Below are 23,132 nucleotides of genomic sequence, written 5' to 3' on the forward strand. Positions count from 1 at the left end.
GTCCACGCACCTCCTCGACACTCTCCGACGAGGTGCCTACGCTGGAGGGATGGATCACACGACACCGGAAATCGCCTCCTTCACCCTTCTCTCGAGCGCCACGCCCGACGGCACCGAGGTGGCACCCCAGCAGCTGGTGGAAGGCCTCGGCGGCGAGAACCTCTCCCCCGATCTCCAGTGGTCCGGTGCCCCGGAGGGCACCCGGTCCTTCGCGGTCACCTGCTTCGACCCGGACGCCCCCACCGGATCGGGCTTCTGGCACTGGGTCGCCTGGGACATCCCGGCCGATGTCGGCTCCTTGCCCCTCGGCGTCCCGCGCGACAGCTCGAGCCTGCGCCAGGCGCACAACGACTTCGGCACTCAGGGATACGACGGGCCGGAGCCGCCCGCCGGTCCGCCCCACCGCTACGTCTTCTCCGTGCACGCCCTGCCCGTCGAGTCGCTCGAGGTGGATCCGGAGGGCCCGCACATCGGCGCACGCTTCGCGATCTTCAGCCAACAGCTGGCATCCGCCTCGCTGACAGCTCACTATCAGGTGACGGACTGACGCACAAGGGGGGAAGACTCCGCGACACCTCGGGCGCGCCCCGTCGTGCCTGGACAGGGCCGGTCGTAGTCTCGATTCATGACGTTGATGAGAGTCCGCTCCGTACAGGCTGATAAAAGATCAGACCTGGGTCTGACCCCGTTCATCCGCTCGGGGGACGCGATGTCGTCGACGGAGTGCGAACCTCGAGGGGTGAATGTGATCAGCAGCAGCCACCGCCCCCGGACCGTCGCGCAATGGCCCCCGACGGCCTCGTCCTCCGGTGGGCATTCCGCCGATCGGCCCCTGCGCGTGCTGCTGACCACCGACTGGTGGGAACCCATCGTCAACGGGGTGGTCGCCTCGGTCACGACCCTGCGTCGCGAGCTCATCGCGCTGGGCTGCGACGTCCGGGTGCTGACCCTCTCCCCTGGGCTGCGGACCCGCAGCGAGCACGGTGTGTACCGCATCGGCTCGGTCTCGGCCTCGATGCTCTACGACCATGCCCGCATCGGGATGCCGGGCGGTCGCCGGGTGCTGCGCGAGATCATGCGCTGGCGCCCCGACATCGTCCACTCGCAGTGCGAGTTCTCCACCCATGTGTGGGCCCGACGCATCGCCCGCACCCTCAGGGTCCCGCTGGTGCACACGTACCACACCATCTACGAGGACTACACGCACTACTACTCCCCCAGCCGCACCGTCGGCCGGAAGGTCGTCTCGACCTTCTCCCGCCGGCTGCTCTCGGGAACCGACGCGGTCATCGCCCCGACGCCGAAGGTCGCGGATCTCCTGCACGGCTACGGGGTGCTCGAGCCCGTCCACGTGGTGCCCACCGGTCTGGATCTGCAGCGTTTCCGCCCCGCCCTCACCCCGGCGGAGCGGAAGGACGCCGCCGAGCTGCGGCGCGGTCTCGGCATCACCGCTCAGCAGAAGGTGCTGATCTCGGTGTGCCGCCTGGCGAAGGAGAAGAACCTCGACGAGGTGCTCGACTGGGTCGCCGCCGCGGACCGCGAGGACACCGTGCTGGTGCTGGTCGGAGACGGCCCGTACCGCGCGGAGCTCGCTGCGCGCGCCGCCGAGCTGGGCATCACCGATCGCGTCGTCTTCACCGGAGTGGTCGAGCCGGCGGAGGTGCAGCGCTGGTACCGCATCGGCGACGTCTTCGTCAGCGCCTCCCGCAGCGAGACCCAGGGGCTGACGTTCATCGAGGCTCTCGCCTGCGGGCTCCCGCTGCTGTGCCGCCGGGACCCGTCGATCGAGAGCGTCGTGCTCGATGGCCGCACCGGCTGGAAGATCGACGAGACGGCGGAGTTCACGCAGCGTCTCGACAGCCTCCTGGACGACCCGGAGCTGCACGAGGCGATGTCGCAGGCGGCCGTCGTCCATGCGGCGGCCACCTGCGGCGCGGGAGATTTCGGCCGCTCCGTCCTCGGCGTCTATGAGCAGACTCTGGACTCCCAGCATTCCCTGCAGGCTCTGCAGTCGCCGCAGGAGATCCCGTCGCTGCAGGAGATGCCGTCGCTGCAGAGCGCCGACGAGCGCGATCGTGTCCTGCACGAGGTGCTCGCGTGAGCACCACGACGCAGCCGATGCAGCTGACGCCACTGGCGCCGACCATCAGCACGCTCACCGGCCGCTCGACCACCACCGATCGCGCACCGGCCCGGACACCTGCCACAGCCGCTGCGGCGGCGTCTGCTGCGGCGTCTGACGGAGCAACTGCTACTGCGACGGCAGGAGCCAGGACCGGGGCGTCGACGCGCGATCCGGTGCGCATCGCCGCCCGGCTCTCCCCGCTGCTGGGACTCGGGATCAGCATCGCCCTGGTCTGGTGGGGCCTGCAGACCGGCGTCCTGCAGTCGCTCGAGAACCTCCAGGCGTTCATCACCTCGCTCGGCGCGTGGGGGCCGGTCGCCTTCCTGATCGCCTCGACGGCCTCGGTCATCTTCCCGATCGTGCCCGGCGGACTGCTGGTCATCGCCGGTCCCGTCCTGTTCGGACCGGTCGAGGGGACGGTCTACAACTTCGTCGCCGTCAGCACGGGCTCGCTGCTGAACTTCCTGATCGCCCGGCACGTGGGGCTCGCCCTCATCGAACGGATCTTCCCGGCCAAGACGGTGGAGAAGTTCCTGGGCTGGACCCGCAGCAATCACTTCACCCGGGCCTTCGCCCTCGCGATCGCCCTGCCCGTCGCCCCTGACGACCTGCTCTGCTATATCGCCGGGACCACCCGGATGCGGTGGCGCACGTTCGTCCTGATCATCCTGCTGTGCAAGCCGTGGGCGCTGATCGCCTACGGGCTCGGGGTGAGCGCCCTCATCCTGCGATACCTGCCCTGGTGACGAGGCCGGACGAACCGCCCCGCTGCACTTCCCCGGCGAACAGCCCCGGTGAACAACCCCGGTGAACAGCCTTGCTGAACAGCCCCGGTGAACGGAGACCTACATGTTCAAGAAGACATCCGCTGAGGCCCGTCGGCCCCGCCGCGACGTGCCTGCTGACCGCTCCCGCCCCGCAGGCCAGGGGCCGTCGGCCCGAAGGCCGCTGCGCGTGCTGATGCCGCGCGGCCTCGCCGGTCTCGCCGCGCAGTCCGGCATCGGCGCCGCCATCCGGCATCAGGAGAAGGCAGTGCGCTCACTGGGCCACGAGGTGGTCACCAACCCGTTGCGGCCCTTCGACGTGGTGCACCTGAACACCCCGTTCCCGGACACCCCGCTGCTCGCGCACTGGGCGCGGCTGCGCCGTCGGCCCGCGCTGGTGTGGGCGCACTCCACGGAGGACGACTTCCGCGATTCGTTCCCGGGCGCCAACACGCTCGCTCCGACGTTCCGCCGCTGGATCGCCCACCTCTACCGCCGCGGTGACGCGGTCGTGACCCCCAGCGAGTACTCCCGCGACCTGATCTCGGCGCCGAAGTACGGGATCTCCGCCCCGATCCACGTGCTCTCCAACGGTGTGGACACCAGCTTCTTCCGTCCCGATCCCGGGGCCCGCGACCGGCTGCGGGAGCAGCTCGGGCTCGACGCCGACGCGAAGGTGGTCGTCAGCGTGGGGATGCAGCTGGTGCGCAAGGGCATCGTGGACTGGGTGGAAGTGGCCCGGGCGATGCCCGAGGTGACCTTCGTCTGGTACGGCCGCACCGACGAGCGCATGCTCACCGCGGAGGTGCGCCGGGCCCTGGCCGCGGCACCTGCGAACGCCCGCTTCCCCGGTTACATCACGGCCGTGGAGCTGCGCGAGGCGTACTGCGGGGCCGATGCCTTCTGCTTCCTCACCAAGGAGGAGACCGAGGGGATCGTGCTGTGGGAGGCGCTCGCCTGCGAGACTCCGACCCTGGTCCGGGCGATCCCCATCTACCGCGACCGGATGCCCGATGGCGTGCTCACGCACCAGGTGGCCGGCGAGGGTCCCGGCTTCGCGGCGGACGTCGTCGCACGCCTGAGCGCGCTTCTGGACGGCGAGCTCACGGATCTGACCGCCGCCGGGCGCAGCGCCGCGGAGGAGGTCGACATCCACCGGGTCGCGCAGAAGCTCCAGGAGATCTACCGGCTCACCGGCGTCCAGCCCCATGGTCGCGACGCAGCGTTCCGCGAGACAGAGGCGCGAAGCACAGAGGCGCGAAGTACAAAGACCCGCAGTTCAAGGTCCCGCAGTTCAAGGTCCCGCGGCGCCGAAGGCTCCGAGCTCACCGCCGGCGCTGCGGACGCCACAGCACCAGTGCACCCCCGCCACGGCGCTGCGGACGCTCGCCTCGACGCAGCGCACTGATCTCGCCGTCCCTGTCGGCGGAGAAGACGCGCCGCTGGGTGGGGGTCATCGACTCCAGCGTTTCCCGCACCGCCTCGAGCTGGTCGGCGAGGATCCCGACCTCGTCCTGCAGCTCGAGGATCCGCTTGATCCCGGCGAGGTTGATGCCCTGGTCCTGGGAGAGGCGCTGGATCTCGCGGAGCTTGGCGACGTCGCGCGCGCTGTAGCGGCGCCCGCGTCCGCGGGTGCGCTGCGGGGAGACCAGCCCGATCCTGTCGTACTGGCGCAGGGTCTGCGGGTGCATGCCGGACAGCTCCGCGGCGACGGAGATCACGAACACGGGGGCGCGCTCATCGATCCGCTGCGGGCTTGCCATGCCTGATGCTCCTTCCGGGGGAACGGGCGGGTGCTGCTCCTGGTGCTTCTCCTACTGTGCCAGCCGGGCCGACGCCGCGGGACGCGACGTGGCCGGAACGATCTGCCGGCGCCGTCGGGCGATCAGACGGCGCCGTCGGGCGATCAGACGGCGCCGTCGGCCGATCGGGCGGCGCCGTCGGGTGATCAGCGCGCGGCGGCCTCGGCGAGCCCCTCGCGGGGGTCCTCATCGGCCAGTGCCTCGCGCAGGTCCTCGACGGCCTGCTTGGCCTTGCCCTCGACATGCGCGGGCACGGCGACCTGCACGGTGACCAGGAGGTCGCCGGTGGTCTTCTTGGTGACGATGCCCTTCTTGCGCACGCGCAGGGTGCGGCCGCTCGGGGTTCCCGGGGCGACCTTCACTCCGACGGTGCCGCCGTCGAGCAGGGGGACGTTCAGCGTGGTGCCGAGCACAGCCTCGTCGAAGCTGATCGGGACGGTCAGGCGGAGGTTCGCGCCGTCGCTGCTCCAGACGGGGTGCTCCTCGACATCGAGGGTCAGGAGCAGGTCGCCGGCCTTCGCGGAGCCCGGACCGGGCCGGCCCTTGCCGCGCAGGCGGATCTTCTGTCCGTCGTGCACCCCGGCGGGGATGCGGGTGGTGACGTTCTTCCCGTCCACGCTCAGGCGCACCTCGGTGCCCAGCGCCGCGTCGCGGAAGCTGATGCGGGTGCGGGCGGAGACGTCCTGGCCCTTCGCGGGGGCGCCGCCAGGATTGCCCTGGAAGCCTGCCTGCCCGCCGCCGAAGCCGCCGCCCTGACCGCCGAACATCCGCATGATGTCCTCGAGGTCGGGGTTCCCTCCTCCGCCGGGCGCGGCGCGGCCCCCGCCGGGGAAGCCGCCGCCCTGGCCGCCGAACATCGAGGAGAAGACATCCTCGAAGCCGGCGCCGCCGGCACCGCCGGGGCCGCCCTGGCCTGCGGAGAAGCGTGCGCCGCCGGAGCCCATCGCGCGGATCGCGTCGTACTGCTCGCGCTGCTCGGGGTCGTTGAGCACCGAGTACGCCTCGCCGATCCCCTTGAACCGCTCTTCGGCCTTGGCGTCATCGGGGTGGTGATCGGGATGGTACTTCCGGGCCTGCGTGCGGTACGCCTTCTTGATCTCCTGCGCGCTCGCATCCTTCGAGACGCCGAGGACCGCGTAGAAGTCCTTGTCGAGCCAGTCCTGCTGGGACATGTGCGTCTCCTTCCGGGAGCGTCGGGAAAAGTCTGGTGTGTGTCTGTGGGGTGTGGGAGAGGCGGGGGGGGCCGGGGGGGGGGGCGCGGGGGCCGGGGCGCCCCGCCCCACGGCCAGGACCTCGAGGGCGATCCGGAGTTCGAAGAGCTGTCCCGCGTCAGCGAGGGAGGCTGCGGTGACCACCATTCCCCGCCCAGCGGAGGGGGCGGCCAGGCCTTCGGCGACCAGTCGGCCCAGGGCCTCGCGCAGGGGAGTGCGGGAGATCCCGAGGCGAGCGGACTGCTCGATCTCGCCCAGCACGGTCCCGGGCTCGAGGGTGCCTTCGAGGATGTCCTCACGGAGGGTGCGGTAGGCCCGGTCACTTGCACGCATACGAACACTGTATACACAGACTCGCAGTTCGTGCTCTTCGTGGCCGGGATGGCCGGGTGTGCGCACCGAAATGTATACAGAGGTGACGTTGTGCCTCGTGATGTCGTGGGGTCGTGCGGGGTCAGATGGTGCGGTGCGTCGCGTGAGGGTCCTGAGCGCCTTCGGTGTCGGAGGTGCGCTCGGGGATCCACGGGTCCTCGCCGTCGTCGACCGGAACGTCGCCGTCGACCAGGCGCGATTCGAGGGACTTGGAGTAGATCGGCACGGGTTCGGAGGCGACCTCGATGCTGCCGTCGATGTCCTGCCAGGGCCCGCCGTTCACGGCGAACTGCCCGATGAAGGTGGTGGTGAGGGTGATGTCGTACCAGCCCTCGGCGCTGTACGTGCTCGAGACGACCTCGGAGGGGTACGGCTTGCCGGGGTTGTCCGTGCTGATCGTGTTCCCGTCCCCGAGATCCCATGCGTAGGAGGTCGGCGTGGCGCGGATGGCGACGGGGGTGTCGAGCAGCTCGACGTCCAGTTCCTGAGCCTTCGTGTCCGTGTACAGCACGTTGGGCATGTTGACGGGGAGCCAGCCGTCGGTCGGACCGGCATGTGCTGCGAGGGGCTTGATCGGCATATCGGCGAAGTCGCTCAGCGAGACGGTGAGGACGATCGGGGCGGAAGCGTCTGCTGCGGGTACGCCGGTTCCGGTTCTGGCTCCCGCTCCTGTGGGAGGTGTGGCGGTACCGGGTGCGCGGCAGTCGTACCCCAGAAGTTCGCGGGAACCATCCGCCGAGTCGACGCGATTGATTTCGAGGGTGACCTTATCTTGGCTGCCGCCCTGTGCGCTGCGCGATGAGGGTGTGGCGAGAACGTCCCCGTTGCTGTTGATGTTGTAGTCAGTGCCGACCTGGCAGGCGTTACGTGATGAGTTGCAGTTCGTTCCCGCTACGCCTGTGGTGCAGGAGTAGCCGGTCTGGGTTTCTGCTGTTCTGGACTCAATGAAAAAGTCAGGGACGGGCGGTCGTGATCCACGTGACGATTTGTTGGCGCCCCTCTGTTCTTGATTTTTGCTAGGCGAGTAGGCGCCTTCGTCGGCACGACTGACACCGCTTGTCGATTTGTTGTCAGTCGCACCTGTCGGCACATCCCAGGAGTTTTCAGCATGGGTGCGGAAGGCGTCGTCGGTGATTCCGCCCGAGGTCTCATCTCCGAGCGCGGTCGGGATCCCTGTTAGGGTGATAAATGCTATCAGAATCGCCGTACTTAAAAGCTTAGCGGTTGGCCCTATGGTTGGCTCATGAGAAGGCATCTTCGCCCCACTCTGCGTCCACACCCTTGGTTGTCCAATGATCCGAAGACCACGTCATTCCGCCGACTGTGATGTATTGAATTTCGTCAACCTTGAATCTACTACTAAAGGTGTCGCTAGGTCGCGTGTGCGGGCCGATGGTGAAGTAGTATCCAATTTCGTGATCAAAATTATCGGATTCATGTATTTTTGACCCAACATCGGTGATGGTGAACGGGCTCCAGTACTCACCATGCTCTACGAGGAGCGGGACGTCCTTGTTGAACTCATCGCAACTCTCGCAGTCATCCGATTGGAGCGAGTCCAGCAGCTCAGTCTCGCCCGTCTGATGCGCCCACATCGAGACCGCGATGTAGTACCGGAACGCCTGTGTCGCGCCGTCCGCGGTGTGCTCGTCCATGCCGGAGTAGTCGGCGGGGTCGGGGGCGGGGATGTCCGGTGCTGCGACGGTCTGGTCGTCATCGCCTCCGCCGTCGCTCGGCGCTGCTCCACTGCCGTCGCTGGGGGCTGCGCCGCCGCCGTCGCTCGTGCCGACCTGCTGGGGAGGCTCCGTGACGGGTCCGTCGCCTCCGGCGTCGCAGGCGGCGAACGTGAAGGTCAGGGCGGCGACAGCCGCGATGGCGAGGAGACGTCGGGGCATGGGGGGTACTTTCCGGATGGGCGTCAGGTGACCTGAACGCTATACACAACCCGCGTTCCCCGTCCGTCGATCACCGAGATTGTGGATGACCGATGGAGCGGAACGCCTCGATGGTCTCGGCCGGATCCAGGACCGCGGCAGGGTGGGGACCCTCCCTCTTCCAGGCGCTCCGCCACGTCTCGACGTCTGGAGAGGAGAGCGCTCCTCCGGCCAGGAGCACCATGTTCCCGTCGGCCGGGCGGGTCAGGAGGGACGCATGGGTCAGCGTCCAGACGCCGGAGAGTCCACGCTCCGAGGTGGCATTCTCCAACTCTCGGACCTGCTGGGCCACGAAGCGCTGGCCGGCGTCGTCGCCGATGTTCACCAGCAGCGTCCCGTCGGCCTCGAGGTGGTCGAGCGCTTCGAGATAGAAGTCCTTGGTGGCCAGGTGCGCGGGGGAGGACTCCCCGGAGAACACATCGATCACGAGCGCATCGAAGCGTCGGTCGCCGAGTGCGGCGAGCTCCTCGCGCGCGTCCCCGATCATGACCGTGAGATCGGTGCCGGGAGGCAGGGGAAGAGCTGTGGTCACCAGCGTCGGCAGCTCACGCTCGATCTCGATCACCAGCTGTGGTGATCCGGGGCGAGTGGCCTGCACGTACCGGGCGAGGGTGAGGGCGCCGGCGCCCAGGTGTGCAACACGGATCGGCTGCCCCGTGGGCCAGGCCTCATCGACGACGTTCGCCATGCGGCGCAGGTATTCGTGGACGATGTGCATCGGATCCGCCAGGTCGACATGGGACTGCTCCACGCCGCCGATCTGCAGCACCCAGCCGCCGTCGACCTCGTCCTTGACGATCCACGCGGGCTGATCGGAGAAGCTCAGCTGCGCGCTGCGCTGCGAGGCGGGAGTGAGTTCCGAGGCGGTCATGGCTTCATTGTGGTCGATGTCGTGCGCGATCATGGCCGATCGGCGTCGGGCCTGAACCCAGCGGGGACAATGGCTCGATGCAGACTCTCGACCTCGACGGCCGGATATTCTCCCTCCATCGCGCCTGCGCCGACGACGTTCCGGCTCTCGTCGCCCTTCTGGCCGATGATGTGCTGGGTCGTGAGCGGGAGAGCTCCGACCTGGCGCCCTATGAAGAAGCCTTCTCCCGGATCGACGCCGACGAGAACCAGCTCCTGGTGGCGGTGCGTGACGAGGCCGGGAAGATCGTCGCGACCATGCAGCTCACGCTGATGCCCTCCGTCTCCCGCGGCGGTGCCACCCGGCTCCAGATCGAGGCCGTCCGCGTCGACGAGTCCACGCGGGGCGCCGGGCTCGGCAGCGCCCTGTTCGCGTGGGCGCAGAACTGGGGCCGGGAGCACGGGGCGACGCTCGCCCAGCTGACCACCGATGCGGTGCGCGTCGACGCGCACCGGTTCTACGAGCGCCTGGGATACGTCCCGAGCCACGTGGGGTTCAAACTCCCCCTGTGATGTCGGGGGCCCAGGTTCGTGCCTTGGGTCTCGAGCCTGGGGCTCAAGCCCAAGTTCCGGCACGGGCTGCGGTCAGCATCGGGCGCCCGAGTGCACGTGCACGTGGAGATGCTTGGAGTCCTGATAGGCGCCGAGATTCGTGAGCACGGCGGCGGCGCCATGCTCCTGTTCGACGTCCCGGGCGATCTGCTGGACGACGCTCAGCAGGGCGCGCAGGTCTGCCTCGTCCTCGGGGCCAGCCGTGGTCAGAGAGGCGATGTGCCGTGTGGGGACCACGACGATGTGCACCTCCCAGAAGGGACGGGTGTGGTGGAAGGCGAGCACGCTCGGGTCCTCGTGGACCACGTCCAGGGCTCCGGGGTCGGGGATCGCGACGTCGCAGTAGAAGTCGGATCCGGTGTACGTCAGTGCATCAGCCATGCCCTCAGTATCGCGGCCTGGGCACCGGTACGCGGCCTGGCCATGAGTACCCTGAGGCCACGATGACCGCGAAGGGGGCCCGATGATGCAGCACGGTGCGACGATGACGGATCTTCAGGCCGAGCGCGACGAGGTGCTCGCGGAGCTGGCCGCCCTCGAGGACCCCAGGGTCCGTGCGGTCAACGAGAGGCACGGCGACGATCACGGCGTGAACCTCACGCGGCTGCGCGCGATCGCCAAGCGACTGAAAGCCCGGCCCGATCTGGCCCGCGAGCTGTGGGGGAGCGGCGACAGCGCCGCGAAGCTGCTCGCGATCCTGCTCTCGCGGCCGAAGGAAGTCGAGCGGGACGAGCTCGACGCGATGCTCCGCGAGGTCGGCTCGCCCAAGGTGCACGATTGGCTCGTGAACTACCTCGTGCTGAAGGGACCCCATCGCGAGGCCCTGCGCGAGGCCTGGTTCGCCGACGCTGATCCCGTGGTCGCGAGCGCCGGCTGGGCGCTGACCAGCGACCGTGTCGTGAAGAATCCCGAGGGGATCGACCAGAGCGCGCTGCTGGATCTCATCGAGGCGCAGATGCAGGACGCTCCGGAGCGTCTGCAGTGGGCCATGAACACCTGCCTCGCCCAGATCGGCATCACCAACCCCGAGCTGCGCGAGCGAGCACGGGAGATCGGGGTGCGTCTGGAGGTGCTCAAGGACTACCCGACGCCACCGAACTGCACCTCACCGTTCGCGCCGATCTGGATCGACGAGATGGTCCGACGGGGCGGCGGAGGCTGAGAAGTCCGAGGTCCACGTGGTCTCCTCGAGAGCCGCCACCACAGGAGCTCGGTCGCCCTCCGCCTCGGGTGCGGGTACCTCCCAGGCATCGTCGGGATAGCAGAGCCCTTCCAGGGAGATCGACGACGGGAGGGAGACCTCTTCGTCAACGGGCACTCTGTACAGGCGATCGGCGACCAGCGCGTGGCGGCGCTTGGCGGCGTGGGCCCGGCCACCGCAGAACAGATAGGTGACGAGGAACGGCAGCGCGCAGAGGGCAGGCAGGAGAAAGACTGCGTAAGGGTCCTCGGGCCGGCGGACTGCAAAAAGGAACACCGTCAAGAAGGCGTTCATCAGAACTACGGCACCCGCGCAGAACTGCAGTCCTTCCCAGGTGGCTGCGATCCCGACGAACGGCGACTTCGCAGGGATGCCGAGCTTCCTGGTCGACTCCTCGCCCGCCGCCCATCGCAGCACGGCCCGAGCGGTGATCCGTTCCTTTCGCAGCACTGCGAGGTGGGAGGGGATGTAGAGGATGATCAGGGGAAACGGGGCCAGCAGCAGAATCTCCTCGACCGGGAGGAAGAGAAGGCCTGCCGGGAGCAGGACCGGATCGGCCTCAGGATCCCCACCGAATAATGCGACCACTGCCCATCCTGCCGCGAGGACGACGGCCGTGAGGAAGAGATAGCCGAGCCACGTGGCAACCCGGACTGACGATGTGAACCCGGGGTATCCCTGCTCGGGGAGCGCCGCGGTGCATTCCAGTCCACGCTGTCTCAGCTCCTCGCTATTCTGCTCTCCCGGCGGGACCGGATACGAGTGCAGGAGCGATTCCGCAGCACCCTGCTGGTCGGACGCCTCGAAGTATGCGATGGCTTCGGCGCCGCCGAGCCGTGCGAAGACGAGAGCGTCCCGGACGTGGGTGCGGGACTCCGTGCGGGGAGCGTCGGGGCGGTGAAGGTGGGACACAGGAAGAGTGTATGAAGCAGGAACGCTCGACACCGCATGGGGCAGGATCTCGAGCACTCCACTCTCGGAGCGGCGCCCTGGCAGGTCCTCCCTCTAGTTCCCTCCTACGGCCTACGGTGGACCCATGGACACCAGAGCCGAGATCCGCGACTTCCTCACGAGCCGTCGTGCCCGGCTGTCGCCGGAGCAGGCCGGTGTGCCGACCTACGGCGGGGTGCGCCGCGTGGCAGGACTGCGGCGCGAGGAGGTCGCGCACCTCGCCGGCGTCAGCGTGGACTACTACAACCGTCTCGAGCGGGGCCGGGCCACCGGGATCTCCCCGGAGGTGCTCGCCGCCGTGGCCTGTGCCCTGCAGCTCGACGAGGTCGAGCACGAGCATCTGCGCAATCTGCTCCACGCCGCCCGACCCTCGCCGCTCCAGGCACCGCGCTCACGGGCCCGGCACGCGGTGAGGCCCACGGTGCAGAAGGTCCTCGATGCCCTCGACCTTCCCGCATTCGTGCAGAACAGCCGCCTGGAGATCGTCGCTGCGAACGCCCTCGGCCAGGCTCTCTACGCCGACGCGGAGGGCGATCACCGGCTGGAGCTGCCCTTCAGCATGCCGAGCTTCGTGTTCCTGGATCCCCGCAGCCCGGCCTTCTACGGCGACTGGTCGCGCGTGGCCCGCAACCAGGTCGCCCTGCTGCGCACGAGCGCCGGCAGGACGCCGGATGACCCAGAACTGCTCGCCCTCATCGGGAAGCTGTCCACCCAGTCCCCGCACTTCCGCGAGCTCTGGGCCACCCATGACGTGCTGAAGTACCGGAAGGGACCCAAGAAGTACCACCACCCCGTCGTCGGTGATATCGAGTTCATCGGGGAGTCCTTCGATCTCTCCGAGCACGAGGACCTCGCGCTGCTGACCTACACCTACGAGACGAACTCGCCCACTGAGCAGGCCATGACCTTGCTGGCGAGCTGGGTCGGCTCCGCCGTTCTTCCGTCGTCATGACGTGACGGAGGATGGCTGCTCAGATGCGGGCGGCGACCTCGACGAGCAGGGCCCTGTGGTCGCTGCCGGTGACCGTCTCGTACCCAGCGACGCCGCCGAGCACCGCGTCGGTCGCCAGCGCATGATCGATGCGCGCGAAGGGCGGGATCCATGAGTCCGTCGGCCAGGTCGGATGCCATCCCGGTCCGTCGCCCTCCTGCCTCGCCGCGAGGTCGCGCAGGCCTCCGCCAGCAGTCAGCTCTCGCATCGTGCGGTGCTGGTCGATCGCGTTGAAGTCCCCGACCAGCAGCAGATTCTCCTCGAGATACGGCTCGGCGAGGCGTCCGACGGCGGCGGCATCGTCGGTCCAGACGTCGGCCCCCAGCTGCGGGGGCGCGGAGTGGATCACCCCGAGGTGCCAGTCCGTGCCGTCGACCGTGGTGGTGGCGATCAGGTTCTCGAAAGCGGTGCCCTCGGTGCGCGCCGCGACCTCGACCGGCGTGCGGGACAGGAGCATCGATCCGCTCGCATCGGTGTCGGCGCTGCCCACCCGATGCGGGAACTGCTCCAGGATGCCCGCGCCCGCGAGCTGCTCCTCGAATCCCGGTGTGTATTCCTGCAGCGCGAGCACGTCGACGTCAGGGATGATCAGCTGCGCGACCTCGTCAAGGTCCGCGCTCCCGTACTGGAGGTTCAGCGAGAGGACCGTGAGGGTGCCGCCGACCGCGACCGGATAGGCCTCCCTCTCGCCCTGTGGGAGCAGCGGCACGGCGAAGACGGCCATCGCCGCCACCAGGACAGCAGCCCCGAGCAGCCGCCACCGGGCCCTCAGCACGAGGATCAGACCGACGCAGCCGACCAGCACCGGGATCCACAGCAGCGGGATGAACGTCGCGGCGGCGATCACATACTGATGCCAGCTGTGCAGCTCGGTGACCTGGCGCAGCACCAGGAGCACCGCCGATGCGAGCACTCCCGTGACCAGCAGACCCCAACCCAGGATCGATACCCCCATACGAATCATGCGGGGAGTCTATGAGACGGGCGGGCTGCCCGGATGCTCGCCGAAGGTGCGTGGATCCACGGGACGCTTCGCTCGCGGCAGCCCCTCGACGACGAGCAGATACGACTCGGTCACCAGCTCTCGGATCAGGTCGGCGTCGAGCGCGCCGCCCGGCTCGAGCGTGATCCAATGCCGTTTGTTCATGTGATAGCCCGGCGTGATGTCCCGGTGGGCCTGACGCAGCGCCTCAGAATCCCGAGGGTCAGCCTTCAGAACCACGATCTGCTCGCCGCGCACCTCGGTGAACAGCAGGAACATCTTGCCGATCACTTTGAAGACGTCGTACTCCGGACCGAAGGGGCGGGTCGCCTCCGCTGCCGGGAGCTCCTCGGCGCGCTGGCGGGCGATCTCCTGCAGGGCGTCACCGTCCATGGTGCTGCGCCTCCTTCGTGGTCTCGGCGGGCGACACATCGTGGCCGAGGGTCTGACGGTCAGTGGATCGGACGGGCAGGTCGTCCCAGACGAACGTGGTCGTCTGCCCAGTCTCCCAATCGCGACGCAGGATGCTGTACGCGGTCGAGGCGAGCGGTGCGCCTCCGTTCACCGGCCAGCCCTCCCGGTAGTGCGCTTCCTTGAGCCAGCCGCAGCGGACGAAGGTCTTGCGCATGGCGATGTTGTCCTCGCGGGTCTGATCCTCGAAGCGGTTCACGCTCGGCATGGGGCTGAACACGTGGGCGGTCGCCGCGCTGAGGACGGGGACTCCGAGACCGCGGCCGCGGAACGGGCCGCCGAGACGGAGGTCGAACAGCGGCGTGCCCTCGCTCAGGTCCTCGAAGCGGAGAAAACCGATGCGCCCGAGCTCGCGGTGATCGATCCAGAACGAGTCGTTGTCCTCGTCCCGGTAGGCGCCCTTGCCGATCGCGCCTTCCACGTCTGCGGCACTGGGGTGCACGCCCACGTGGAACGGGAAGTCGTTCCGAGTCATGAAGTCGATGAGGGCGGCACGGTCCTGACCAGCGGGATCCAGGCGTGTGAAGGAGATGGTCATAGGGCGGAGCCTACTGATACCGACTCACCAGGTGGAGGCTGCTTCTCGATCCGGGCGGCCTCTGGAATGATCGCTCCATGGCTTCCACAGTGGTCTCCGTCCACGTCAGTGCCGCTCACACCTTCAGCAAGGATCGAGCTCCGTCGATCGAGCTCGACGAGGGGATCGGCGTGCGCGGAGATGCGCACGCCGGCACCACCGTGAAGCACCGCAGCAGAGTCGCCCGTGACCCGAACCAGCCCAACCTGCGACAGGTCCATCTGATCCACCGGGAGCTGTTCGAGGAGCTTGCGGCCGACGGGCATGTCGTCGAGCCCGGCCAGCTGGGGGAGAACATCACGACCGCGGGCATCGACCTCCTCACCCTCCCGGTGGGGGCTCGCCTGCACATCGGCGACGCGGTCATCGTCGTCACCGGGCTGCGGAACCCGTGCCAGCAGATCAATGACTTCCAGCCGGGGTTGCTGAAGAGGGTGCTCCGCAAGGACGACACCGGTGAGGTCCAGAGGCTCACCGGCGTCATGGGCATCGTGGCCCGCAGCGGCACGGTGCGCCCGTCGGATCCGATCACGGTCGAGCTGCCGCCGGAGCCCCATCACCCGCTCGCCAAGGTCTAACTCCTGCGGCGATAGATCCGGTACTCGATGCCGACGGGAACGTCGATCTCTCGTTCCAGCGAACCGAAATGGTCCTTCGCCCATGCCGTGATGCGCTCGGCAGCCCGGGCACGTCCTTCCCGGCTGGCCGTGGATCGGTACGGATTCAGCAGCATCCGATCGATCACCTGCCCGAGAGCACGCCCGTGGACACCGTCGATCCGGCGAATCGCCGCGAGATCCAAACCGCTCAGCGCGAATGCGTGATCTGCATCCTCCGGACTGTTCAATCCTCTGGCCTGCCCCCGAGTGACCGCCTCCATGCCGCCTATCTCCTCGTCGACCCGCGCCGAGATCTCCCCGAGCTCAGGTCCCGGCTGATGGGCGCCGCCCAGAGCAAGCAGCACGGCACCCCCGGGGCGGACCACTCGCGAAACCTCACCGATCGCTCGACGCCACTCGTCCACGACATGCAGCACGTGAGCGACATGAGCTCCGTCGAACGAGGCATCAGCGAAGGGCAAAGCCGTCATGTCGGCCTGCACGACCCGATGTGCTGGCAGGCCCCGGCCGCGAGCTGCAGCCAGCATGCGCTCGTCGACATCTGCCAGCACGACGTCCAGCCCCGCAGCGTCGAGGGCAGAGGCGTAGATCCCCGTCCCGCCGCCGGCATCCAACACAGTTCCGTCGAACTCCTCGGCATACAGCGCCCGGAGGGATGCCCATCCGGCCTTCCCGATATCGCGCTGGTCATCGTGCGCCGCGATCTCCGCATGCGTGATGGAGCAATCCTCGGCTGCCTGTCCACCCATCTCGGTCTCCTTAGGGAGTCATCGCCCACGACGGTTCGCAGACGCTCCGGTGCGGCATCGCGCCCGAGCGCCCATGCGTCGTTCCGCGGGCGGTGTCTTTGCCAGAGTAGAGGCTCGTGCTCCCAGAGGGTTGACTGAAGCGCCCTGGGTTCCGTTCCGTGGTTAGACGGTCGCGGGCGCGGTCGTCGTGGGGCGAGTGGAGGCCGCTTCGACTTCGGCCGGGGTGCGGTAGTCGAGGGCCTCGTGGAGGCGCTTCGTGTTCCACCAGTTGACCCAGTCCAGGGTCGCAATTTCTACCGCGGTCACGGTTGGCCAGGTGCGGTGACGGTGGATGAGTTCGGCCTTGTAGAGGCCGTTAACGGTCTCGGCCAGGGCGTTGTCGTAGCTATCACCGACGGTGCCGACTGATGCTTTGACTCCGGCGGTGATCAGCGCGTCCGAGTAGGCCAACGAGACGTATTGACTGCCGCGATCGCTGTGGTGGACCAAGCCGTTGCTGGAGGCCTCGGCGCGGGTGCTCAGCAGGGCGTGCTCGAGAGCCTGCAGCGGCAGAACCTCGGTGTGCAGGCTGGCCGCGACGGCCCAGCCAACGATTCGCCGGGTGCAGACGTCCGTGATGAACGCGGTGTAGCAAAATCCGGTCGGGATACGAACGTAGGTGATGTCCGCGACCCAGAGCTGGTTCGGCCCGAGCGCGGTGAAGTCCCGCTAGACGAGGTCAGGGCGATGATCGGGAGCTCCCGAGGGCGTTGTCGTGAGCGCTTTGCGACCACGACGCACCCCTTCCAGGCCAACGACTCTCATCAGCCGAGCAGTCTGGTCCCTTCCGATGTCCCAACCTGCCCGGCGCATCGCCTGGTGCATCTTGCGATACCCGTAGACGCCGTAGTTCTCGTCATGGACCCTTTGGATCTCGCCGATCAGCACCTCGTCGCGGATGTCCCGGGCAGAGGCTGGGCGCTGCTTTGCGGCTCGATAGCCGCGAGAGGTGAGGAACCCACAGTCTGTCGCGCTGAGCACACGGCAGATGGCCTCGACCCCGAACTGATCACGGTGCACGTCGATGAACCGGATCATTTCGTCGTGGGGCGGTCGAGCTCCGCTGCGAAAAACGCCGATGCCTTCTTCAGGATCTCGTTCGCACGGCGCGCCTCGGCGAGTTCCCGTCGCAGTCGACGGTTCTCCTCCTCGAGCGAATCCTTTGGGCGGGACGCGACTTCGGTGGGACCGTAGCGGTTGCACCAGATCCGCAGGGTTTCCTCGCCGACGCCGAGCTGAGGCGCGACGGCACGGATCGACTGCGCTCTGGGACCGCCCTCGAGGGCGTGGCGGTCGTAGACCATGCGGACCGCACGGTCACGGAGCTCTGGGCTGAACTTCTTGGGCATACTCCGATTCTCCTTCGTGAGACTCGGAACGGAGCCCAGGGCGCTTCAGCCGTCGCGGCGTGGTCTTTGGATGGTTGGGTAGCGAGGCGGCGGGCGAGGTTCTTCTCGCGGCGGCTGGTGACCGCGCCCTTGCTGTAGCGCTCCAGCAGATCATCGAGCGCGGCGCCGGCATCGACATGCCGGTCACTCTGCCGGCTGAGCTTGCGGGTGTAGGCGGCCGCTTCGGAGCTGAGCGGAGCGTCCAGGCCGGGCGCATGCTCCCACTCCAGGTCGTGCCAGGTCCGGGTGTCGGGGTCCTGGAAGTAGACGGTGCGCACGTCGTCGCGGTCGATCACGATCGGCCACTTGCCTGCATGCGTACCTCCGTGCGGTGACCGGGTGCCGCGGTGGAGGTTGAGTCCGGGTCCGTCGTAGCGGCGCCCGTCGATCTCGACGCCGTAGTGCTGTATCGACCGCCAGGCGACGTCGAGGAACTCCATCCGTAAATCATCGCTCGCGGGAAGTCGTAGCACTCCGGCGGTGGCCATGCCGCGGGCGAACATCTCCGCCGGCGACAGCTCCACGTTCGGTAACAGCGGATCGCACAGACCCTGGTGTGTTGTGTGGTGGTAGATCCCGACCCATTCGCGGAGGATCGCTTCCAGCTCTGGCACGTAGTAGAACGCCTGGTCCTCGATGTGCTTGCCGCGGGAGTAGATGTCCGGGCCCTTGTACGCGGCCAGGTGCTCGAGCAGCTGCTGGCGCAGGGTGCGGAAGAACCGCTCGATCGTGGGCTTGTCCGTCGGCTCATGAGGGATCGCGGGCTGGATGTTGATCCCCAACCGTTGGCACACCGCTCGAGTGCGCAGGGAGAGATAGACCTTGCCATGATCGACCACGATCGTGTCCGGCAACGCGCCAGTCTCCTGCGCCAACAGGGTCTCCGGCACCCCGACGTACGGCGCTGGGACGTCTTCATCACTCGGCGGGCCCCAGGCCTGCGGGGTGACCACCTGGAACAACACTGCCGCGACGTCCTGCGCGGTGGTCGAGATCGGGCGGAGGATCAAGCCGAGAATGCACCGCGAGTACAAGTCCATCGCCACCGTCAGCTCGGTATTGATCCACCGGCCCGTGACCGGTTCCATCGCGAACACGTCCAGCGGCGTGGTGTCGAGAACGACGTACTGGCCCGGCCGATCCGGTCGCAGCCGACCCAGCACACCCCCAGGGCGTTCCGCCACCGAGCGCCGCTGCTTCGCCGCCCCGAACGTGTACCGACCCTTGTCCAACTCACGCAAGCGTTCGTAGGCGACGGTTTGCGACGGGACCGGAGCTCCGGGGTTCTGCTCCAGGTAGAACGCGTTCGTCCTGCGAAGCACGGTGCGCATCGTGGGGTTCGATCGGTCCGTGTAGGAGTCGAGCACTTCGCGGCAGGTCTGGTCCCATTCCGGGGCGACCGCGCGGCGGGAAGGCTGGAGCAAGCGAGAATCGACCAGGCCGGCGAGACCTCGCTCGACATACCGGGTCGCGCGGCGCCGAGCGGAGCGCGGCGAGATCTTCAGCTTCACAGCCGACTGCTCGTAGCGCTGCTCAAGCGGCACGTCGCTGAGGGTCAGCACGAGCTGGTTGTAGATCTCGGCTTCGACCTCGATGCGAGCTCGTAGAGCACTCGTCAGGCCGGCGAGGATGACCGCATCAAGCTCGGCATGCGGGCCTCCCTCGTGCGGGGGGTCGTCCAACGGTCGAGCCACGCCCACCAGAGCGGGCGCATGGACGCGCAAGAACCGATCGACGGAGCGCAACAAGACGGCGGACCCATCGATCTGCACGACAGTCCAGGCCGCGCCCTCGTACCAGAGCCGCGCCCCCACTGACGTATCCAGGCTCTCCGTGCTCATACCAGCACCTCGGCGGTGCGGTAGAGGATCGTCTCGGCGTTCACCGGCTGATGAAGATCGATCGTGATTTCTCCAGCCCACACGAGTGCGAAGACCGCTACGCGCCACATGCTCCTATCGCAGCTCGCGGGGCTACGAGCAAGGATCTTGCCCAGTGAGCTCTCGGCCTCGTCCAACGTTGCCCGCGCCTCTGTCAAATACCCCTCAGGCAAGCGGTCCGGGCGGCGGCCAACCGCCAGCAGCTTGAGATTACGAAGGACCGTGGGGTTGCCGCCGCTGAAGATCTCGTAACGCCATCCCTTGCTGCGGCACAACGCGCGCGTCCAGTCGAACTGGGCTCGGACTCGTGGCTTCTCGAGGAACGCTGCGGGCTTTACGTCGACGAGGGTGACCGTCCGATCCGAGTGGACAAGCAGCAGATCAGGCACGTGCGCACGCCGACTGTCACCGTCGCGCCCCGTGACCTGGAATGGCTGCGTACAGATTCTCTCGACGCTCGGGTCGTGGTCCGCCAGCCACAGTCTGTCAAGCTCCAGCAGGCTCTCGTAGACCAGCGTCCGATCGTTGGTCGCGGCCCAGAACAGGCCCGGGTAGCTCCGTTGGCCTCGGTAGGTCGGTGGCACCCGGATGGGCAAGCCCTCGACGATCAGATCGGCACGTGCTTCCTCCCACGTCGTCGCGACCTCGTCGCCAGCGACGGTGCAGTACCGGAGGAACACCTCGCGTCCGCCCACAGGTCCATCGTGCCCGTCTGACAGAAGAGCCGGAAATCTGACACGCACTGGCCAAGAAACCCGGAACTGGCCAACTTGCCCCGGAACCTACAAACGTGCCCTCCGTCACAGATCCTCACCACGGGAATGAACCCGCCAGGTTCAAGGTTGAGTGAGGTGTACTCAAGTTTGGACTTCTCGGATTGACAACGATCGCGACGGGTTCTCTACTTGAGTCTGTACAGCTCAACTCTTGCCGTCGGCCGCAGTGGTCGGCAGCGCATGAACCCGTTGCGGCGCATCCGCCGCAGAAAGGCAGGCACCCATGTCCCGTGTCGTCGGAATCGACCTCGGAACCACCAACTCCGCCGTTGCCGTCCTCGAAGGCGGCCAGCCCACGGTCATCGCGAATGCCGAGGGCGCCCGTACCACCCCGTCGGTCGTGGCCTTCTCCAAGCAGGGCGAGGTCCTCGTCGGCGAGGTCGCCAAGCGTCAGGCCGTCACCAACGTCGATCGCACCATCGCCTCCGTCAAGCGCCACATGGGCACCGACTGGAGCCAGGAGATCGACGACAAGAAGTACACCGCGCAGGAGATCTCCGCGCGCACCCTCGGCAAGCTCAAGAAGGACGCCGAGTCCTACCTGGGCGAGGCCGTGACCGATGCGGTCATCACCGTCCCCGCCTACTTCTCGGACTCCGAGCGTCAGGCCACCAAGGACGCCGGCACCATCGCGGGCCTCAACGTCCTGCGCATCATCAACGAGCCCACCGCTGCGGCTCTCGCCTACGGCCTGGAGAAGGGCAAGGACGACGAGCAGATCCTGGTCTTCGACCTCGGTGGCGGCACCTTCGACGTCTCCCTGCTCGAGGTGAGCAAGGACGAGGAGGGCTCGACCATCCAGGTCCAGGCCACCGCGGGCGACAACCGCCTCGGCGGCGACGACTGGGACCAGAAGATCGTCGACTGGCTGACCAGCCAGGTCAAGAACAAGGAGGGTGTGGACCTCTCCAAGGACCGCATCGCCCTGCAGCGCCTCAAGGAGGCCGCCGAGCAGGCGAAGAAGGAGCTCAGCTCCTCGACCTCCACCTCGATCTCGCTGCAGTACCTGTCGATGACCGAGAACGGTCCGCTGCACCTGGACGAGAAGCTCACCCGTGCCCAGTTCGAGGACATGACCTCGGATCTGCTCGAGCGCACCAAGGCTCCCTTCCACCAGGTCATCAAGGATGCCGGGATCAAGGTCTCCGACATCGACCACGTGGTCCTCGTGGGCGGCTCGACCCGCATGCCCTCGGTCACCGAGGTCGTGAAGTCCCTGACCGGCGGCAAGGAGCCCAACAAGAGCGTCAACCCCGATGAGGTCGTCGCCGTGGGTGCCGCGCTGCAGGCAGCCGTCATCAAGGGCGAGCGCAAGGACGTCCTGCTCATGGACGTCACCCCGCTCTCCCTGGGCATCGAGACCAAGGGCGGCGTGATGACCAAGCTCATCGAGCGCAACGCGGCCATCCCCACCAAGACCTCCGAGGTGTTCTCCACCGCTGAGGACAACCAGCCCTCCGTGGCGATCCAGGTGTTCCAGGGCGAGCGTCAGTTCACCCGGGACAACAAGCTGCTGGGCACCTTCGAGCTCACCGGCATCGCCCCGGCGCCCCGCGGCATCCCGCAGGTCGAGGTCACCTTCGACATCGACTCCAACGGCATCGTGCACGTGACCGCCAAGGACCGCGGCACCGGCAACGAGCAGTCCATCCAGATCACCGGTGGCTCGGCACTGTCCGACGAGGACATCGACCGCATGGTGAAGGACGCCGAGGCCCACGCCGCCGAGGACGAGGAGCGCCGCAAGAACGCCGACGCCCGCAACACCCTCGAGCAGCTCGTCTACCAGGGCGAGAAGCTGCTCAAGGACAACGCGGACAAGGTCTCGGACGAGGACAAGACGAAGTCCGAGGACGCCATCAAGGAGGCCAAGGAGGCGCTGGCCGGCGAGGAGACCTCCACCGAGGACCTCGAGGCCAAGCGCGACACTCTCAACGAGGCCCTGCAGGCCGTCGGCACCGCGATCTACTCGCAGGCCGAGGGCGCCGAGGGTGCCGAGGGCGGCTCCGACGAGAGCGCATCGTCCTCGGACGATGAGGACGTCGTCGACGCCGAGATCGTGGACGAGGACGAGGAGACCAAGTGATGACCGAGGACAAGAGCACTCCCGAGGACCCGCAGCGGCCCGAGGGCGAGCCCAGGTTCTCCTTCACCGACAAGCGCAAGGTGAACCCGGAGGACGGCACGGTCCGTCCCTCCGGGGCCACCCCGGCCGCCGAGGGTCAGGGCTCGTCCGAGCCCGTCGACCCGATCGACGTCGAGGCCGCGAAGCTCTACGAGCAGGCGGCTGAGGACGGCCAGAGCGGCGAGTCCGGTGCCTCGGCCCCGGCCGATGCCGGTCGCGTCGCCGAGCTGGAGGGCCGGGTCACCGAGCTCTCCGAGCAGCTCAAGCGCGAGCAGGCGGAGTACGTCAACTCGCGTCGGCGCATCGAGGCCTCGGCCGAGGTGAGCAGGGAGGCGGCCGTGGGCCGCGTCCTGGGCGCGCTCATCCCGGTCCTGGACGACGTGGAGCTGGGCCGCCAGCACGGCGACATCGCCGAGGGCACCCCGTTCCACTCGATCGCCCAGAAGCTCGAGGAGATCCTCGGCTCGCACGGTCTGCAGCGCTTCGGCGCCGTCGGGGAGGAGTTCGACCCGAACCACCACGAGGCCCTCATGCATGAGGACGCGGACGACGTCGAGACCGCTGTCATCTCGCTGGTCATCCAGCCGGGATACTCGATGAACGACCGGGTGCTGCGCCCGGCCCGGGTGGGGACCCGCGGCCCGGCCTGATCCTCGGATCAGCACCCCCTGGGAGACGCGGGGCTGGCGGGCCGGACCCGGCCGGCGGCCCCC

22 protein-coding genes, 2 pseudogenes and 1 other annotated feature are annotated in these 23,132 nt (G+C 67.9%); of the genes and pseudogenes, 10 read left to right on the forward strand and 14 right to left on the reverse strand.

All coding sequences use genetic code 11. From position 1 onward, the window contains the following. Positions 1 to 49: 49 nt before the first annotated feature. From ACT3T5_RS15080 to ACT3T5_RS15095, 4 genes are all read left to right on the forward strand, one after another. Entirely contained in the window at positions 50 to 547 is a 498-nt protein-coding gene (locus ACT3T5_RS15080; protein ID WP_441462165.1) for a YbhB/YbcL family Raf kinase inhibitor-like protein, read from the forward strand. A 198-nt stretch (positions 548 to 745) separates the two neighbouring features. Continuing rightward, the gene (locus ACT3T5_RS15085) at positions 746 to 2,101 is read left to right on the forward strand and encodes a glycosyltransferase family 4 protein (RefSeq protein ID WP_319021649.1); all 1,356 of its coding nucleotides are present in this window, start codon (positions 746 to 748) and stop codon (positions 2,099 to 2,101) included. Beyond that, positions 2,098 to 2,871: a TVP38/TMEM64 family protein gene (locus ACT3T5_RS15090; RefSeq protein ID WP_444594783.1), complete on the forward strand. Its 774-nt coding sequence runs from the start codon at positions 2,098 to 2,100 to the stop codon at positions 2,869 to 2,871. The genes ACT3T5_RS15085 and ACT3T5_RS15090 overlap by 4 nt, the downstream gene beginning before the upstream one ends. A gap of 103 nt (positions 2,872 to 2,974) precedes the next feature. Then, entirely contained in the window at positions 2,975 to 4,297 is a 1,323-nt protein-coding gene (locus tag ACT3T5_RS15095; RefSeq protein WP_444594784.1) for a glycosyltransferase, read from the forward strand. Here ACT3T5_RS15095 and ACT3T5_RS15100 read toward each other — a convergent pair. The 6 genes and pseudogenes from ACT3T5_RS15100 to ACT3T5_RS15125 form a co-directional block, all read right to left on the reverse strand. Then, complete coding sequence (locus tag ACT3T5_RS15100) at positions 4,215 to 4,652, reverse strand: heat shock protein transcriptional repressor HspR (protein WP_443343756.1); 438 nt, start codon at positions 4,650 to 4,652, stop codon at positions 4,215 to 4,217. The two genes, ACT3T5_RS15095 and ACT3T5_RS15100, sit on opposite strands and share 83 nt — an antisense overlap. A gap of 185 nt (positions 4,653 to 4,837) precedes the next feature. Continuing rightward, positions 4,838 to 5,863, reverse strand: a complete 1,026-nt coding sequence (locus ACT3T5_RS15105; protein WP_443336629.1) for a DnaJ C-terminal domain-containing protein — start codon at positions 5,861 to 5,863, stop codon at positions 4,838 to 4,840. 189 nt (positions 5,864 to 6,052) lie between these two features. Continuing rightward, a pseudogene (locus ACT3T5_RS15110) lies at positions 6,053 to 6,235 on the reverse strand (GntR family transcriptional regulator); the annotation flags it as partial. A gap of 121 nt (positions 6,236 to 6,356) precedes the next feature. Further along, positions 6,357 to 6,854: a PKD domain-containing protein gene (locus ACT3T5_RS15115; protein ID WP_444594785.1), complete on the reverse strand. Its 498-nt coding sequence runs from the start codon at positions 6,852 to 6,854 to the stop codon at positions 6,357 to 6,359. Positions 6,855 to 7,515: 661 nt separating this feature from the next. Continuing rightward, positions 7,516 to 8,169 carry a DUF6318 family protein gene (locus tag ACT3T5_RS15120; RefSeq protein ID WP_444594786.1) on the reverse strand — a complete coding sequence of 218 codons (654 nt, stop codon included), beginning with the start codon at positions 8,167 to 8,169 and terminating at the stop codon, positions 7,516 to 7,518. 70 nt (positions 8,170 to 8,239) lie between these two features. After that, positions 8,240 to 9,079, reverse strand: a complete 840-nt coding sequence (locus tag ACT3T5_RS15125) for a spermidine synthase (protein ID WP_444594787.1) — start codon at positions 9,077 to 9,079, stop codon at positions 8,240 to 8,242. Positions 9,080 to 9,156: 77 nt separating this feature from the next. Here ACT3T5_RS15125 and ACT3T5_RS15130 point away from each other — a divergent pair, with 77 nt between their 5' ends. After that, on the forward strand, positions 9,157 to 9,630 hold the full coding sequence (locus ACT3T5_RS15130; RefSeq protein ID WP_444594788.1) for a GNAT family N-acetyltransferase: 474 nt from the start codon (positions 9,157 to 9,159) through the stop codon (positions 9,628 to 9,630). A 72-nt stretch (positions 9,631 to 9,702) separates the two neighbouring features. On the opposite strand, the gene ACT3T5_RS15135 is transcribed toward ACT3T5_RS15130, so the two are convergent. Continuing rightward, positions 9,703 to 10,050 carry an HIT domain-containing protein gene (locus ACT3T5_RS15135; protein WP_444594789.1) on the reverse strand — a complete coding sequence of 116 codons (348 nt, stop codon included), beginning with the start codon at positions 10,048 to 10,050 and terminating at the stop codon, positions 9,703 to 9,705. A 103-nt stretch (positions 10,051 to 10,153) separates the two neighbouring features. Between ACT3T5_RS15135 and ACT3T5_RS15140 the strand changes: the two genes are divergently transcribed. Further along, entirely contained in the window at positions 10,154 to 10,831 is a 678-nt protein-coding gene (locus ACT3T5_RS15140; protein ID WP_444594790.1) for a DNA alkylation repair protein, read from the forward strand. Here the strand turns inward: ACT3T5_RS15140 and ACT3T5_RS15145 are convergent. After that, positions 10,775 to 11,782 (reverse strand): hypothetical protein, encoded by a 1,008-nt coding sequence (locus tag ACT3T5_RS15145; RefSeq protein ID WP_444594791.1) that lies wholly within the window; start codon positions 11,780 to 11,782, stop codon positions 10,775 to 10,777. The genes ACT3T5_RS15140 and ACT3T5_RS15145 overlap by 57 nt on opposite strands. A gap of 124 nt (positions 11,783 to 11,906) precedes the next feature. On the opposite strand from ACT3T5_RS15145, the gene ACT3T5_RS15150 reads away from it, so the two are divergent. After that, positions 11,907 to 12,773, forward strand: coding sequence for a helix-turn-helix transcriptional regulator (locus ACT3T5_RS15150; protein WP_444578794.1), 867 nt, complete (start codon positions 11,907 to 11,909; stop codon positions 12,771 to 12,773). Positions 12,774 to 12,792: 19 nt separating this feature from the next. On the opposite strand, the gene ACT3T5_RS15155 is transcribed toward ACT3T5_RS15150, so the two are convergent. Genes ACT3T5_RS15155 through ACT3T5_RS15165 form a run of 3 tightly spaced genes read right to left on the reverse strand, consistent with a single transcriptional unit; the run spans position 12,793 to position 14,803 of the window. Next, positions 12,793 to 13,776 carry an endonuclease/exonuclease/phosphatase family protein gene (locus ACT3T5_RS15155; RefSeq protein WP_444594792.1) on the reverse strand — a complete coding sequence of 328 codons (984 nt, stop codon included), beginning with the start codon at positions 13,774 to 13,776 and terminating at the stop codon, positions 12,793 to 12,795. Positions 13,777 to 13,785: 9 nt separating this feature from the next. After that, a complete protein-coding gene (locus tag ACT3T5_RS15160) occupies positions 13,786 to 14,187 on the reverse strand; it encodes an MmcQ/YjbR family DNA-binding protein (protein ID WP_444578796.1) in 402 nt (133 codons plus the stop codon). Beyond that, positions 14,177 to 14,803, reverse strand: coding sequence for a GNAT family N-acetyltransferase (locus ACT3T5_RS15165; RefSeq protein ID WP_444594793.1), 627 nt, complete (start codon positions 14,801 to 14,803; stop codon positions 14,177 to 14,179). The genes ACT3T5_RS15160 and ACT3T5_RS15165 overlap by 11 nt, the downstream gene beginning before the upstream one ends. A gap of 77 nt (positions 14,804 to 14,880) precedes the next feature. On the opposite strand from ACT3T5_RS15165, the gene ACT3T5_RS15170 reads away from it, so the two are divergent. Beyond that, positions 14,881 to 15,420 carry an MOSC domain-containing protein gene (locus tag ACT3T5_RS15170; RefSeq protein WP_444594794.1) on the forward strand — a complete coding sequence of 180 codons (540 nt, stop codon included), beginning with the start codon at positions 14,881 to 14,883 and terminating at the stop codon, positions 15,418 to 15,420. Here ACT3T5_RS15170 and ACT3T5_RS15175 read toward each other — a convergent pair. The 3 genes and pseudogenes from ACT3T5_RS15175 to ACT3T5_RS15185 form a co-directional block, all read right to left on the reverse strand. Then, positions 15,417 to 16,211 carry a class I SAM-dependent methyltransferase gene (locus ACT3T5_RS15175; protein WP_444578799.1) on the reverse strand — a complete coding sequence of 265 codons (795 nt, stop codon included), beginning with the start codon at positions 16,209 to 16,211 and terminating at the stop codon, positions 15,417 to 15,419. The two genes, ACT3T5_RS15170 and ACT3T5_RS15175, sit on opposite strands and share 4 nt — an antisense overlap. A gap of 162 nt (positions 16,212 to 16,373) precedes the next feature. Beyond that, positions 16,374 to 17,599 (reverse strand): annotated as a pseudogene (locus ACT3T5_RS15180) (IS3 family transposase). After that, positions 17,203 to 17,327: a sequence feature (AL1L pseudoknot), on the reverse strand. Its footprint overlaps the pseudogene before it by 125 nt. Before the next feature lie 1,876 nt (positions 17,600 to 19,475). Beyond that, positions 19,476 to 20,213, reverse strand: a complete 738-nt coding sequence (locus ACT3T5_RS15185; RefSeq protein WP_443399073.1) for a TnsA-like heteromeric transposase endonuclease subunit — start codon at positions 20,211 to 20,213, stop codon at positions 19,476 to 19,478. Between the two features lie 304 nt (positions 20,214 to 20,517). On the opposite strand from ACT3T5_RS15185, the gene dnaK reads away from it, so the two are divergent. Together dnaK and ACT3T5_RS15195 are read left to right on the forward strand one after the other, a co-directional pair. Beyond that, the gene (dnaK, locus tag ACT3T5_RS15190) at positions 20,518 to 22,380 is read left to right on the forward strand and encodes a molecular chaperone DnaK (RefSeq protein ID WP_444594795.1); all 1,863 of its coding nucleotides are present in this window, start codon (positions 20,518 to 20,520) and stop codon (positions 22,378 to 22,380) included. Further along, positions 22,380 to 23,069, forward strand: a complete 690-nt coding sequence (locus tag ACT3T5_RS15195; RefSeq protein WP_444594796.1) for a nucleotide exchange factor GrpE — start codon at positions 22,380 to 22,382, stop codon at positions 23,067 to 23,069. The genes dnaK and ACT3T5_RS15195 overlap by 1 nt, the downstream gene beginning before the upstream one ends. The last annotated feature ends 63 nt before the right edge of the window (positions 23,070 to 23,132 follow it).

It is taken from the genome of Brachybacterium sp. AOP3-A1-3 (assembly GCF_052378285.1).
Taxonomy (GTDB): domain Bacteria; phylum Actinomycetota; class Actinomycetes; order Actinomycetales; family Dermabacteraceae; genus Brachybacterium.